Genomic DNA, 14,901 nt, shown 5'->3' with positions numbered 1-14,901 from the left:
ATGCGATTCATTTGCCGTTCTTTAGTCTTAAGTTTCCTGCTTTTGGGTTCGACGCAGCTGTTTGCAGAAGAGCCGGTTCGCGTCTTTGCTGCAGCGAGTCTGACCAACGCGCTCAATGACATTTCTGTGCAATGGCAGAAGCAGAATCATCCAGCCCCCAGCCTTGCGTATGGCGCATCTTCGGCATTGGCCAAGCAGATCGAAGCTGGTGCGCCTGTAGATATATTCGCGTCAGCGGATATGTCCTGGATGGACTATCTCAGTGACCGCAAAAAAATTGCGCCCGATTCAGTTGTAAACCTTCTCGGCAACGATTTGGTACTGATCGCGCCAAAGGGCAGGCGTCTGCCAATCGAAATGAAGAAAGACTTCAAGATCGCAGAAGCCTTTGAGGGAAAGCTATGCACGGGCGAGCCCGGCGTTGTTCCTGTCGGCATTTATGCAAAGCAAAGTCTTGAGAAGCTGGGCTGGTGGACGCCGTTGACGGGCCGCATTGTTGGCACTGATGACGTGCGCACTGCATTGGCTTTCGTTGAGCGCGGCGAGTGCCCGCTGGGCATTGTTTATGCGACGGATGCAGCGATCAGCAGCAAGGTGGAAGTTCTAGAGCGTTTCCCGACCGACACGCACAAGTCGATCGTTTATCCGTTTGCGATTGTCAGCAATGCTCGTCCAGAAGCAAAAGCGCTGATGCAATTTCTGACGAACTCTCCAGAAGCAGCGGCTATCTTCAAGCAATACGGATTTGTTCTGTTGAAACCGTAAGTAGCATCAGATAACAAAAGGGGCCCAGTGGGCCCCTTTTGTATTACTTGTTCGGTACAACTCGCCACACGGTATTGCCGACGTCATCGGCGACGAGTAAGGCACCTTTCTGATCGACAGTAACGCCAACCGGTCTGCCTAAAGCATCGCCGTCTTCATCAACAAATCCGGTCAGCACTTCTTCGATCTTGCCGTTAGCCGTGCCGTTGTTGAAAGGCACAAAAACCACGTTATAGCCACTGCGAGGTTTACGGTTCCACGAACCGTGCTGGCCAATAAACGCGCCGCCGTTGTAACGCTGCGGAAAGAGTTTGCCTTGATAAAACGTCAGACCTAAAGCTGCGACGTGGCCGCCGAGCGCATAGTCTGGCGGAATCGCCTTGGCGACCAAATCAGGACGTGCAGGCGTCACGCGCGTGTCGACATGTTGGCCGTAATAGCTATAGGGCCAGCCATAGAACGCGCCGGGTTTTACCGAGGTCAAATAATCTGGAACCAGATCATTGCCCAGCTCATCGCGCTCATTGACGACGGTCCACAATGCGCCGGTTTTAGGTTCCCAGTCCATGCCGTTTGGATTGCGCAGGCCAGATGCGAACACTCGTGATTTTCCGGTCGCTACATCAATTTCTAAAATTGCTGCGCGCTGAAATTCCTTGTCCATGCCGTTTTCGGCGACGTTGCTGTTAGACCCAACAGTTGCATAGAGGTGCAAGCCGTCTTTGCTGGCGATGATGTTTTTGGTCCAGTGATGGTTGAGTGGGCCGCCCGGTAAATCAGCAAACTTCTTCCCCGCAGCAGAAATAACCGTGTCGCCTGCTTTGTAAGGGAAACGCAGCACTGCGTCGGTGTTGGCGACATAGAGATCATTGCCGATCAAGGCCATTCCAAAAGGCGAGTTCAGATCCTTCAGGAAAACAGTCTGCACATCTGCAAAGCCATCGTTGTTGGTATCACGCAGCAATGAAATGCGATTGGCGCTTGGATGACCAGAGCCCGCACGTTTCATGATGAACTTCGCAAACCAACCTTTAAGGCCCTTATTGTCTTCTGGTTGCGGTGGGCTATCGGATTCGGCGACAAGCACATCACCATTCGGCAGCACATAGAGCCAGCGCGGGTGATCCAGATTCTTTGCGAATGCTTTTACTGCAAAACCGGGCGCTGCTTTGGGGGTTGCTCCAGCAGGCCAGCTTTTAGCAGGTGCGATGTGGAGCGTTGGTAGCATCGAGCTGGTGGGCGCAGGCAGCGTTGGACGCGGCCCCGTGCTCTTTTCAAAGCTATCGGCATCTGTAGCCCCGGCTATGGTCGGCAACAGCAGGGCGAGCAAGATTGCTGGAACTTGAGCATTCATAGAGGACCATCCTTTGGTCTTTCAATATCGAATGCTGATTAAAGCAGAATCCAGCATTGATCACTGTGGCCAAAGGCACCAAAGGCCCTGTTATTTCTCCAATGCTCTGTCTGAGTAGCTAAAGCGGTTGATTGGGTATGCCTTCGAACAGTTGCTCTGTCGGGCCAACATTGACCAGCCCCAGCTGTTTGGTGACGAGATGCGGCATAAACACCGAGAGATACAAGATGTGGCCAATGACGATGAAGGCTGCAATAGAGAGTAGGGACGAACGCAGGCGGCTTTTTGTCTTTGAATCTGCCCACGCATCAACCAATGTTCGACCCATTGAGTCGGTCCGTCCGAGCAGATAGGTGAACGTCATCATTTGCACGCCCATCGCGAGCGCGTCGTAAAGCGGATATTGATTCTTTGTGCCTTCACGAAGTGCGAGTCCTTCGATAACGCGGCCATAGTAGAAGACGCCTAGCTTTGCACCGAGGCCAGCGTTGAATATCAGCGCCCACAGAGTTCCAACAGCAAGGCCCACGATCAATAGCGTAATTGGCGCACGCAGCTGAAATGTTTTGATGATCCAGCGGCCAACAGCAACGCCGATCACGGCAGGAAGAACGAAGTAAGCGATATAGCCTGGTGGAACGGATGCAGGCAGGCCGCCCCAAGTCATGTTCAACGGCCACCAAGAGGGCATGCGCGGAATAGCGGCAGGGAACTGCGCATACATTGCCCAATCATAAGGAGCTTCAATCCACGAGAAAGAAATCGCAGAAATGCACAGGAGCATGAGCGCGTGTGGGCGGCCTTGGCGATAACTTAAAAATAAACCCGCAGCGACAAACACAAACGCGCCAATGTAGGCAAAGCTGATTGACGCTTTCAGGAGTGGGGTTAATTCAGTCATTGTCAGCTCCCCTTACGCTTTGAGGCGCCGCGTGCTTCTGGATCGAATCGAAGCACCAGTCCGAAGATAAGAACGATCAATCCCAAAAGCGTACCCAGCATGATTAATGCGCCCACGGCAGTTGCCTCTATAGATTGATGAACTTCTGTACGACTAAGAATTCTCTAAGCACTTGATCGATTGCGCTTACGAGGTAGGCAGATACACATCGATCATCTTGTTCAAACCGCTGGTGATGTTGGGATCGTCGGATAATGGGCCTGCGATAGCAGCGCGAGCTGCTTCGGAAAGCGTCAAGCCTGCGGACGCTAATCTGCCCGTGGCTATGAGCACTCTGGTGGAGGCCACTTCGCGTAACCCTCCAGTTTCAAGTCTGCGAATCGCTTGTCCAAGACGAACGAGTGCAGCAGCTTGCTCATGTCCAATACCCGATTCCTTTTCGACGATTTTCTCTTCGACGTCTGCAGTCGGATAGCCAAACTCGATAGCCACCATGCGCTGGCGCGTCGAATCTTTTAGATCCTTCAGCACGCTTTGATAGCCAGGGTTATAGGAAACGACCAAGCAAAAGCCCGGTGCAGCATCGAGCGTTACGCCCAAGCGTTCCAGTGGTAGCTGACGGCGATGATCCGCCAAAGGATGAAGAACAACGGTCGTATCTTGTCGGGCTTCAACCACTTCGTCGAGATAGCAAATCGCGCCTTCGCGTACGGCACGAGTCAGTGGGCCATCCACCCACTCAGTCTTACCGCCATTGAGATGGAAGCGGCCAACCAAGTCTGCGGTAGTCAAATCGTCGTGACAGGAAACAGTGATTAAGGGTCTGCCTAAATCATGGGCCATGGCTTCGACAAAGCGCGTTTTGCCGCAGCCTGTTGGTCCTTTTAAAAGAATCGAAAGTCCTTGGCGAAAGGCTGCGTTGAATACTTGTTCTTCATTCGCAACCGCAACGTAATACGGTCGAGTGCTAGCGTTTATGTTTTTAGTTGGCATGTTCATATGAAGTTTAGAAGCTGTATTTGAGTCGTGCGCTAATCATGCGGGGGAGTCCTACTGAGCGAGATTCAACGCCCAATGGTTTGTATGTTCCGCTCGTGAAGGTCACGTAGTTTTTGTCGAGAACGTTGGTTCCAACAATGCTGAAGTCAAATGACTTGTTGTAAATGTCGTTCCAATTCAGGTTCAAGTTCAGTATTCCGAAATCTTCAAGGATTGCGAAAGGTGTCGAGCTTGTTGCTGCCGCGCGTTGCTTGCCGGTGTAAGCGTAGGTTGAGCCAAAAGATACTTGGCCGAACTCTTCAGGCACTGGCATGGCCCAGTTGAGATTGATCACGTAGGAAGATTTCGGTGCAAATGGAAGTTCATCGCCAACGTCAGCAATCGGCGTACATGAAATGCCTTCAAGAAGGCCTACGGCGGCGACTCTGCCGCAGAAGTCTGCTGATTTGACCAATTTTGTTTTCAGGTAGGAGTACGACAGGCTTGCTGTCAGCGATTCCAGCGGCTGAAAGGTGGATTCAATTTCAAAGCCCTGCGATTCACCTTTACCTGCATTAAAAATGGCGGTTGTCGGGCCCGAAGTAGTGGAGATGTAACCGCCTTGAAGTTGCATGTCGGTCAATTCATTTTTGAATGCTGCAACGTTAATGCGACCTGGAATGAGAAACTCAAAGCTACTCTTCAAGCCCACTTCATAGGTTTTAATATATTCAGGCTCGTGAATATCCAAGCCGGGATCGGCAATGATGTTGACGTTGCCTTGGCGATAACCGCGGGTGTATTTCGCGTAAGTCATCAGACCATCATTTGGATGGTAGTTGAACTCAATCATGCCGGTTGGCGCCTGACTTTCAGTTTTAGGCCGTTGTACGGTAACGGTAGGGGCCTGCTGAATGAAGAGATTATATTTATAGAGGTTCTTGACTCCGTATCCCTCGGTTTTATCTTTGGTGTAACGCATGCCAAATGTCATGCTGAACTGATCAGTAAAATTAAAGCTGCCTTGCCCGTAAGCAGCCAAGTTCAGATAGTCCATCGTGACCTTATAAGACAGCACACCGCCGAGAATTCCCTGTATGGGGTCAAAGCAGTTGTACTGCGATGGCTGGCCTTCGATAGTCCTTAGATCACAATTAATGAATGAGGCGGAGTTGTTTCCAGAGAGGCCATCCGGCGTGCTGTGCTCGTAGTACAGCCCGGCCTGCCAGATCAGGCGTTGATCAAAGTAATCGCCTAGGAGTTGTATTTCCTCCACCACAGTTTTCTGATTGGTGACAGGAACGTCTGGGCCAACTAATGAAGCGCCTAGAGGAAATTCACGTTGACCAGTGAGGTCGGTGTGATCAGGAAAGCGAGTTCCAAATATGTTTGAGCCATTCTTTGTAAACAGATGTGCATAGGAAAAATTATTCTTAAACGTTACGTTGTCCGAAATCTTCCAGGTTGTAGAGTTGATGAAGCGACGCTCTTTGATCACAGTGATCGGCGTCTTGATTGCACTGACGACGTCATAAAACCCGCCCTGACCAGCGGCCTTCTGATCCGCGAGCTGTTGTTCGCATGATTGAAAGGTTAAGAGCGCAAAAGGACTGCCAATGGGAACCCCAGGAATCGGATCGGTTAGGTTAATGCGCCCACTTGTCAGAATATTCTGCAGGCCTGGGAGGATGGCTGAGGCGTCGATGCCGGCCTGCGTCAGGCGCGTGATCGGGTTGTTACACGCATACAACTGCTGTGTATAACCAGCAGTATCCGAGTTAACAAAGCTAAGGATGCTGTAGTTTTCAATCTTGTCGGTGATATCCCACACTGCACTGAGACGGCCTGCGGTGTAGTTCACATCGCCGAATTTATCCGCGCCGATTCGAGTGATGTTGGTCAGATTTCCATCGCGTTGGTTTCTGTCTACGCCCACGCGCATTCTCAAATCTTCATTTACAGGGAAATTGACCACAGCCTGAATATGATTGGTATTGAAGTTTCCTCCGGTGACGTCGACGTAGCCTTCAAATTCGTCGGTCGGCTTTTTCGGAACAATCAGGATCGCGCCGCCCGTTGTATTGCGTCCGAACAAAGTGCCCTGAGGCCCTTTCAATACTTGAACGTTTTGGAGATCCCATAAAGAGCCGGGCCCTGCGCCGTCGCCAGAAGTCTGCGTGCTCTGACCTCGTGGCGCGATCATGTCGGCAAAATAAACTCCGACAGAAGCGGATGTATGAAAGTCTTGAGTGAATCCGCGAATCGTGAAGGAAGCGTTTTCTGGTCCGAAGCGGTTGTTGGTCGAGAGAGAAGGAACATAGCGAGCCAAGTCGGCAGAGTTGGTGATATTCGCGTTGGAGAGTTGGGCTTGGCTTAAGACCGTGATGGAGATCGGAACGGCCTGTAAGTTTTCTTCACGCCTCTGTGCTGTCACTACGATTTCTTCTAGCTGTGACGCCTTTCTTTTAGGTGGATATGGTTTATCCACTTTCTCTAGGTCCAGCTCTGCTTTTGGTGCAGCGACCGCATTCTGCTCTGTGGATGCAGGATTAGTCGCTTTAGGATCTGCTACCGAAGCTTGAGCTGCGCTAGGCGAAGGAGCTGGGCTCGATTCATCTGGACGCGGTGATCCGGGCTGTGCATCGGATGAAAGGGCGGGGCTTTCGAGGAGTTGCTCCAACGCTGCATCTTCAGTCGAATCCGATGTCGTCTGTGCTCTGACCATCAGTGGCAATCCCATGCAGGATGCGACACTGATCGCGATCAATTTATTCGTCCATCTGTACATTCTCTTCTCCTCATCCCCGCCTTAAGGCATGGATACAGAAACGGCTGCTTCTATGAGCATTAACCGTTGTCTGTTCCCTATGTAGTAATCAGCTTGCGACCTCTTCTTTGTTTCTTCTTGGCTTTGAAAATTTTCTGCGAACATCCGTCGAGCGCAGTGCTGAACGGAACAGCGGACCAATTGTTTGAATCAACTGATCGTGATTTGGAATTGTGGCGTGTGCTGCACTGCCAAAAACGCGGCGCAAGACTTCGGCATCAGTGTTTGCGCCCACGCAAACGCACAAGCAACCAACGCCATCACGTCGCGCTTCGGCTAGTGCTTGTCGCGCATCAGCAGCGCCATAAGCGGGTTCATATCCATGGTCGTAGGCCAAGCCATCGGAAAGCACGACTAGTAATCGTCTCGATGTGCCGCTGCGATCAATCAGCACGCTCGCGCCATGACGGATCGCGGCGCCTAGTCGCGAATATGCGCCGGGTTTGAGGCTGTAGAGCCTGCTCATCACCGTGTTGTCCAATCCCTCAGCAAAGCGCTTTACGGGAACCAGATGCACGTCGGATCGGCCCTGCGAGTGAAAGGCATACAGGGCTACGCGATCGCCAATTTTGTGCAATGCCGCTATCAGTGCCGCTGCGACGTTGCGTTGCTGGTCGTGAACACTGGTGCCCGACGAACCTTCCTGAGAAACAGAGCCGGAGATATCCAGCAAAACGAGCACTGATAAATCACGACGGCGACGCTTGCTTTCGATGTAAACGGATTCATCAGGCGCTGATCCCGCCATCATCTCAACCTGCGCTTCAATCGCTGCATCAATATCGATGTCATCGCCTTGTGTTTGACGGTGATAACGGTCAAGCCCCATGCCCAATCGCGCAAGAGGCTTTCGCAGATCGTATTGATGCATCCACATTACTGATGTGTGTGACTCAGCGGGCGGATCGATTTCCTTGACCGTGCACCAGTCGTATCGATATCGACGCTGATGAACATCCCATTCTGGATAGAGAATGCCTTTCCCTTTGCCGAAAGCGTCATCAACAGTTTCTGCGCTTGCTGTCGAATGTACGGCGCGAACTTTTGCGCGTGCACCGGATCGTGACCAGTGCGTAGCAGAATCAGCGCCTAGAGCGCCGTCGCCTTTGACCTTGCGTACCATCTGAAACATTTTCTGCAGAAGTTTGCCTAGTCCTCCACCACCGCCTACTGGGCTGGTTGCAAAATCTTCGATGTCTTCGTCGTCGTGATTGGCATCTTCAGCGAGTTCGGTTAGTTCTTTCTTTTGTTGCTGACGCGGAACATGTTGCCCGCTTGAGCCGGATCCGCCTGCGTGCTGATGTGCGGCGAGCAACTCTCGGGCACGAATTGCACCGAAGCATTGCGGTGGAGTCGCAATGCTTTCTCGGCTCAAGGCGATATTCAGAGAATCTGCGGCTGAATTGGAGCGCGACGCTGTTGCGTTATCGATCAACGATTGCATCACCGGCGGCAACACATCTTTAAGCGTTGACAGAGCACGATGCCCTTCAACAGCCAGATATCTTTTGGCTAGTTCTGGGCGACGCGCCAAACGTTGAACAAGCTCTCGACTCAAGCTGCCTGCTACGAGCAAGGCGCTCTGAACGCATAGCTCTTTGAGTTGATATCTGAAGTCAGCGCTGCCGTCCACATAAATCACCGTTCCGTTCGTCCACGCGGGAATGCCAAGAACAGTGTGATCAACACGGATATCGCGACGAGAAAGTGCCGAGGCCAACATGCCTAAGCGAGCGAGATCTTTGTTGTGATTGATGTCGTTCACGAGATTCGTGAGCTACGACTTCTTCAGGTCTTCGACAATTTGGCTAGAGACGCTCTACTGAGCGCGCCCTGCGAAGGAATCTTCATCGCCATGCGAATGATGTGATGCACCAATGTTCTAGGCAGGACGCGTGAGATAAAGGACAGCGCGCTTGCATCAGAACCGACGGTGCGTCGCACAATCGGTGCTGTATCTTCTGCCGCTTCTGCCAATGCCAGCGCGAAGCGCGAAGGTGGCAAGGCTTTGCTGACGGCAGCTTTGCCTGCGGTATGAATGCTTTCGTACATCGTGCCGTAAGGGCCGTGATGATTGCCGTAGTCTGGTGTTTGCTCGGTCAGGATGTCGGTGTTGAACGAGCCAGTAACTAGGATAGTGACGCCGAGTCCGAATGGCGCGACTTCCTGCGATAAGGCTTCAGCCCAACGCTCAAGCGCACCTTTCGATGCTGAATAAGCACTGATGATTGGCATGCCGCGAATTGCGCCCATGCTGGAGATCGCAACGATGCGACCACTGCCTTTTGCACGCATTGCAGGCAACAGTGCTTTGGTCAGTGCGACAGGGCCAAACAGATTGGTTGCGAATAACTGCTGCCAGACTTCATCAGGTGTTTCTTCTGCGACGCCTGCTGCGGCGACGCCTGCGTTATGCACGATGACATCGGGCGCACCAACAGCTACTTCAATCGCGCGAGCTGTTGTGGGAATCGAAGCAATATCGGTCAGATCTAACTTCACGCCAATCAAACGCGGATCGCCAACCTTTGCACCTGTTGCTTCGCGTAGTTTTTCGAGACCGGCTTCGATTGATCGCATCGCAGCGACCACTGTCCAGCCTTGTTGATACATATGTGTTGCTGACGCGAGACCGAGTCCGCGCGAGGCGCCGGTTATGACGACACTACGCATTTGGCTTCTCCTTCGGTGAGCACACAGCATCAGGCTTGATTGGATTTACCTTGGGACGGCCATCGGGTTGTCCGATCGTGATCTTGTTCCAGTAGCCTTCGAAGAAAGGGCCGGGCTGGCCTTCGCTTTCGTAATAACCCTGTGGGTCGTAAACCTTTGCTTCTGGAAATGGGTAAGGGCAGGCAACTGCTGTCGCTGCACCGGAGACGCGAATGGCTGCGAACGCTGCGCCGTACATGAAGTAGGCGATGTTCAAGATGCCGAACATCACCAGAAATGTTGCGAGCGTTGGGCGTGACTGCAAGAAGCGGAGTCTTTGTGTGAGCTTTTCTGCAACCGTGCGACCGGTGTCATCGCGATAGCAGAGCACACCTGCCGGGATCATCACGAGGGTGACCAGTGCAGATTCCCAGATCAATGGGAACTGGAAAGGGGTATTCGGGAATAGCGAACCAAATGGAATGACTTGCGAGTAGATATACAAGCCGGTACGGATGAGCGACACCTCAAGCATCATGTCCATCACGAAGCCGATCACTAGGATCAACAGCGCAAGGCTTACCAGTGGTTTGCGCCAGACGAATGCATCCATCGTGCTTCTAGCCTGCAAACGCTTCAGCAACGCAACGGCAGGAAAGAACGGCCCGAAATAAAACAGCGCGTAACCCACAACGATGAAAGGCTCTACGGTGGGTGACATATTGATGAGCGGCCAGTCTTCTGGCCAATGCCAGAGCTGCGGGTTGTAAACCGCATACGGCGCCCAGTTCATGATCGGGTCTTGCCAGACAATTGCGGTTGAAGCGATAGCCATCAGCACATAAGGATGGCCAGGCGTGCGTCGCCAAACAGAAACGCATCCAACAAATAGCGCGACCATCGCCACGACCGTGAAAAATTCGTGGAACTCCACCCAGTATTTAAAGCCGAATAAAAACTCGACAGGGCGAGGGATGCCCACCGCCTCAGGATTCGAAATGCGTGGAGAAACAGCGCCCATCACGGAGAAGTGGGCAATCAGGTAAATGATTGTGATGCCAATAAGGCTCCACACCCACGTAGTTACTGAACTCTTGTTAGACAACGCTGCATTAACGCGATTCGACATTACCAGTCCCCCCAGACTTGAAGCGAATTGTTTTTACGAAGCCTCTTATTTCTTGTTGCGCTCCGCGATCCCCAGCAAACGGCGCGTGGTGTGTAGCGTTTCGCTCTTGTGTGCCGAGATTTGTTGCTCATCCAGCGGTTCAAAATGCCCGTGTGGAACCAGTGCTGCGAGTGCGCCAACGTAGAAAACCGTCGAGCCGATTACTGCGCTTGCTGCGTGGAAAGGGTCATCGTGAAGTGGCTTGAGCTCGCCACTGGCGCGGCCTTTTTCGAAGAGTGCCCAGTACTTCATCGCGATCTGGTTGTTGTCTGAGAAGACACCGTGTTTCAGGAACTCGGGACCGTCAGCAACGATGCGCATGATCAGACGCGCCATTGCCGGACGAGCAACGATGGCATCCACCCAAGCTTCGACGCCCAATTCAATCTGCTCCGAAATGCTGCCACCTTTGGCCAGCACTTCATCGAGCTTGATGGCCAGTGATCCAAAAGTGTCGGCGAGCATGGCGTCGAACAAGGCCTGCTTGTCGCCGTAGTAGTAGAAGAGTGCTGCGCGGGTCATCCCAACAATTTCCGCCACGTCTTCTAGGCGGGTAGATGCAAAGCCGCGTCGGGCAAAAAGATCTTCGGCTGCCGCAAGAATGGCCGTGCGCGTGCGCTCGGCTCTGGCACCACTTGGTTCTGTTGTTGCGACTTGTGCGTTCACGGCTTTTAAAGGCCTCTTTCCCGGGTTTTTGCAGCGGCAGGCATGCCAAACCGCATCTTCAGGAACAAATTCTACTAACTCGAAAGTTGAAATTCAACTAACTCGCAAGTAGAATTTTTAAAGACGCCTAACAAAGGCGCCACCCGCCGGGCGCTGGAAGCTTGCAATTAGGGCGCAAGCATTGGGAACCAGCGCAGTACAAATGAGGAGATTGAAATGTTGGAACTGATCCTTCTGGACTCTCTGCGTTTAGTGTTTGCCTTCGGTATCTGTGGCCTTGTGATTTGGTTTTGGTATTGGTTCTTCGAATCTGTAGGCACGTTCTGAATCCCGTCTTCCAAACGCCGATTCCGTCGTGTCCCATGATTCCGCAGACGCGCTAAGCATCGAGCGCAGCTGTGCGGTTGTTGCATCGGCCCTGTCAGAAGGGCGCTGCGACAGCGTCCATCTCATGTCCGGCGAGCGCCGCATCTTCGGCATGAATCTCGGCCGCACGGTGATGAACGTTCCCTATCCAGCAGTGAGTCCGGATTGGACTTTGCGAACCTGGACCTGCGGCATCGCGATGCAATGCGCCCCATCGAAGAGCCGCATCGCTACATTCACGCTGCAAGCCTTATCGCCCAGACAACTCACTGCACTTTCACTAGTGGAAGGTGGCGTTGCGTTGGGATGGATTGGTTCGCGTTGGCCGGGCCTGGTGCCTGAGCTGCGACGCTTTCTGCCAGACCTTGATATGAGAAGCGCCGATCTGGATGGCGTCGCGATACTCGAAGGTGCAATGGCGTTAGCGAAATCAGAGCAAGAGTTGAGCTATCACCCATTGCTGGGACAACTGCCGATCGGCGCGGCTACCAAAGGTGGTTTGTTAAATGCATTGCGTAGACGACAAGGTCGCATGCCCTGGTCGAAAACTAAACGCTATCTCTCGCCAGGCTACGACACGATTCCGGTGGGTGGAAAAGGGAACATCAAGAGTTCTCGCATTCCTCCTCCGAGTCGTCCTGAGGACGATGATCCCGAGATTCGCGCAGATCAACGTGCAGGCGTTCCATATCCTGAGTGGAATTTGTGGACGAAGAAATTCCTTCCTGATCACGTCGCAGTGCTGGAAAGAAAGTTTCAGGCAAAGAAAGGCAAGCCACGTGTACCAGCGGCTGATTTGCGTCGTTGGTTCGAAGAGCACACGCATCGCGTGATGCAGAAGCGCTTGGAAGATGGCTCAGATCTCGATATCGATCAGTACATCGACTTCCACGTCGATCGCTTAACCGGAAAAGCTGCTGAAGCGCGTGTCTTCAGAGATCTGCTGCCAACATTTCGTGACGTCACCACTGCGCTGCTGCTCGACGGTAGTGCTTCGTTAGGTGGACAGAACGGCCGCACTTTCAAATTGGAATTGGAGTGTGCCGACGCGCTTTGTCATGCGATGTCGATCGCGCGTGAGCGACATGGACTGTTTGTTTTCAACGGTAAGACACGTCATCGCGTCGATGTGACTTGCCTCAGAGATTTCACAGACGCCAACTCCGTCATGCCCAGTGATCTTGGTTTGCTGACGGGCGGATACACCCGCTTAGGCGCACCAATCCGGCATTTGACTAGTCGCCTGCTCGCACAGCCATCGGAGCGCCGTTTGTTGATCGTGATCGGAGACGGACAACTTTCAGATGAAGGCTACGAAGGTCGCTATGCCTGGGCAGATGCAGCACATGCCGTCGAGGAAGCAACTGAAGCATCGGTATCTATTTATTACATCGGCGTTGGACAGACGAAGGTCGATCCACTGCCAGATATTTTCGGGCCACGACGTTCGACACGCATCAGGCGAGTGGAGGATCTGCCGCGCGTATTAGCGCAGGTTCACCGCGAGCTTGTAGCGACATAAGAAGTGCGAGGAGTAAATGAGCAATAACTATTATCAAAGCAACGGATCTGAAGTGGCACTGTTCAAACAGGCTGCAACGCAACGTGTGCCCGTGATGTTGACCGGGCCAACAGGCTGCGGAAAAACACGCTTCGTGGAGTACATGGGAGAAGTGCTCGGTCGCGATGTTGTGACCATCAGCTGCCACGATGATCTAACCAGTTCGGATTTGGTCGGCCGATTCATGGTCACCGGTGGCGACGTCGTGTGGAACGACGGGCCGCTGACCAGAGCCGTGAAAAGCGGTGCGATTTGTTACATGGACGAAGTGGTTGAAGCACGCCATGACTCACTCGCCGTTCTGCACTCGCTGACCGATCATCGCCGCACCTTATATCTTGATCGCGCGGGTGAAGTTGTCACGGCGCCAGACTCTTTCATGTTGGTGTGCTCTTACAACCCTGCGTATCGCAGCTCGCTGAAAGAACTCAAGCCTTCATTCCGTCAACGCTTCGTCACGGTGGCAATGACGTATCTGCCACCCGAGCGTGAAGCAGAAGTGCTGGTTTCTGAAGCGGGCATTGATCTCTCAGCAGCAAAGCGTCTTGTGAATTGCGCGATGTCGATACGCAAGGCAGACGACATTTTCCATTTCGAACCACCTTCTACTCGCGTCCTCGTTACGGCTGCAAAGCTGGTCGCGGCCGGTGCAAGCGAATTGGAAGCAGCTGAAGTTTGCATTCTCGCGCCACTCAGCAATGACGGCGCTATCAACGACGGCCTACGTGAATTGGCCTCGGCAAGTTTATTGGGGGCAGCGACTAAACGCGTCGACGCGGGAGGAGTTAAAGCATGAACAACAAATCGGTATCCGAGCAGGATCGTCGCCGCAAGAAAGCGATGATCGTTTTCCAGGTCCTCATTTATTCATGGATCTTTGCCACGTTCCTCGTTCAGCTGTATCTGAAATCCATCAGCAACTGGTGAAATCGTCATGACAGCTATTACTAATTCGCAATCCGGAAATTTCGGAAACTACGACGCACATCAGAGCGACAGCGCTGCAGCACAGCTACGCGCTGACAAGTGGATGATCAGCGGCACTATTCTGATGGGCACCGCTATCCTCGGCCTCTTCGGATTGCCTTTGTTTCTGTATGGGCTAAGGCTTCAGATCAACGCCGCGAAAGCCGGGCTTTCAATGCGTCCGACCATCGTCACCTTGATCGGTTATCTGGTGATTATCGACTCCGCGCTCAACAGCATGGGTTGGACACTTGATCTCTTCGCCAACCACACCCTCGTCAATCGTGTACTCACAACAGGTTGGGGCGCGATGTTTGATGGTGGATATTTCTGGCACTACAACGAACTGTGGCTGGGTGGTGCAGGCGCGCCCGGTGAAAAAGCTTGGGAAATTGCTTTGATCCCAGTTCTGTTCTGCGCGCGCTTGGCCGCAGCAATTGGTCTTCTGCAAATGAAACGCTGGGGCCAGCAGTGGCTCATCGTGACCTGCTGGATGGGCGTGATTGTGTGGACGGGCTACAACACCAACATGACGATCTTCGCTGACATTCGCTATTCGGGCGTCACCTTCCCGGTGTGGGGTTGGTGGCTCTACGACATCTGGTACATCACGCCATTTCTCTCACTTCCTTACCTACACACGGTCAATCGCGAGATTTTCTCCGAGTGATGAAAAGCGACTGAACTCAATAAAAGG

General features: G+C 52.8%; 13 protein-coding genes. 5 read left to right on the top strand and 8 right to left on the bottom strand.

Annotated features, from left to right (window positions below; translation table 11 throughout):
- Window positions 1-765 carry a molybdate ABC transporter substrate-binding protein gene (gene modA / locus CJD38_RS13425; RefSeq protein ID WP_107940875.1) on the top strand — a complete coding sequence of 255 codons (765 nt, stop codon included), beginning with the start codon at window positions 1-3 and terminating at the stop codon, window positions 763-765.
- A gap of 43 nt (window positions 766-808) precedes the next feature.
- Here modA and CJD38_RS13420 read toward each other — a convergent pair whose 3' ends face one another.
- From CJD38_RS13420 to CJD38_RS13385, 8 genes are all read right to left on the bottom strand, one after another.
- Window positions 809-2,119, bottom strand: a complete 1,311-nt coding sequence (locus CJD38_RS13420) for a PQQ-dependent sugar dehydrogenase (RefSeq protein WP_107940874.1) — start codon at window positions 2,117-2,119, stop codon at window positions 809-811.
- A gap of 118 nt (window positions 2,120-2,237) precedes the next feature.
- Window positions 2,238-3,020: a spirocyclase AveC family protein gene (locus tag CJD38_RS13415; protein WP_107940873.1), complete on the bottom strand. Its 783-nt coding sequence runs from the start codon at window positions 3,018-3,020 to the stop codon at window positions 2,238-2,240.
- Between the two features lie 186 nt (window positions 3,021-3,206).
- Window positions 3,207-4,013 (bottom strand): CbbQ/NirQ/NorQ/GpvN family protein, encoded by an 807-nt coding sequence (locus CJD38_RS13410; protein ID WP_107941138.1) that lies wholly within the window; start codon window positions 4,011-4,013, stop codon window positions 3,207-3,209.
- Window positions 4,014-4,026: 13 nt separating this feature from the next.
- Entirely contained in the window at window positions 4,027-6,678 is a 2,652-nt protein-coding gene (locus tag CJD38_RS18460; protein WP_206363005.1) for a TonB-dependent receptor, read from the bottom strand.
- Between the two features lie 196 nt (window positions 6,679-6,874).
- Window positions 6,875-8,590, bottom strand: coding sequence for a nitric oxide reductase activation protein NorD (locus CJD38_RS13400; protein ID WP_206363004.1), 1,716 nt, complete (start codon window positions 8,588-8,590; stop codon window positions 6,875-6,877).
- Between the two features lie 23 nt (window positions 8,591-8,613).
- On the bottom strand, window positions 8,614-9,498 hold the full coding sequence (locus CJD38_RS13395) for an SDR family NAD(P)-dependent oxidoreductase (protein WP_206363003.1): 885 nt from the start codon (window positions 9,496-9,498) through the stop codon (window positions 8,614-8,616).
- Window positions 9,491-10,606, bottom strand: coding sequence for a spirocyclase AveC family protein (locus tag CJD38_RS13390; RefSeq protein ID WP_107940871.1), 1,116 nt, complete (start codon window positions 10,604-10,606; stop codon window positions 9,491-9,493). The genes CJD38_RS13395 and CJD38_RS13390 overlap by 8 nt, the downstream gene beginning before the upstream one ends.
- Before the next feature lie 45 nt (window positions 10,607-10,651).
- Window positions 10,652-11,311 (bottom strand): TetR/AcrR family transcriptional regulator, encoded by a 660-nt coding sequence (locus CJD38_RS13385; RefSeq protein ID WP_161554238.1) that lies wholly within the window; start codon window positions 11,309-11,311, stop codon window positions 10,652-10,654.
- A gap of 355 nt (window positions 11,312-11,666) precedes the next feature.
- Between CJD38_RS13385 and CJD38_RS13380 the strand changes: the two genes are divergently transcribed.
- Genes CJD38_RS13380 through CJD38_RS13370 form a run of 4 tightly spaced genes read left to right on the top strand, consistent with a single transcriptional unit; the run spans window position 11,667 to window position 14,874 of the window.
- A complete protein-coding gene (locus tag CJD38_RS13380) occupies window positions 11,667-13,199 on the top strand; it encodes a nitric oxide reductase activation protein NorD (RefSeq protein ID WP_206363002.1) in 1,533 nt (510 codons plus the stop codon).
- A gap of 16 nt (window positions 13,200-13,215) precedes the next feature.
- Window positions 13,216-14,034 (top strand): CbbQ/NirQ/NorQ/GpvN family protein, encoded by an 819-nt coding sequence (locus CJD38_RS13375; protein ID WP_107940868.1) that lies wholly within the window; start codon window positions 13,216-13,218, stop codon window positions 14,032-14,034.
- Entirely contained in the window at window positions 14,031-14,165 is a 135-nt protein-coding gene (locus CJD38_RS18785) for a hypothetical protein (RefSeq protein ID WP_276307798.1), read from the top strand. Before CJD38_RS13375 ends, CJD38_RS18785 begins: the two co-directional genes overlap by 4 nt.
- 7 nt (window positions 14,166-14,172) lie before the next feature.
- Window positions 14,173-14,874, top strand: a complete 702-nt coding sequence (locus CJD38_RS13370; protein ID WP_107940867.1) for a hypothetical protein — start codon at window positions 14,173-14,175, stop codon at window positions 14,872-14,874.
- Window positions 14,875-14,901: the final 27 nt, after the last annotated feature.

Source organism: Stenotrophobium rhamnosiphilum (genome assembly GCF_003052265.1).
Taxonomy (GTDB): domain Bacteria; phylum Pseudomonadota; class Gammaproteobacteria; order Nevskiales; family Nevskiaceae; genus Stenotrophobium; species Stenotrophobium rhamnosiphilum.
This window is presented reverse-complemented; position numbering and strand designations above follow the sequence as displayed.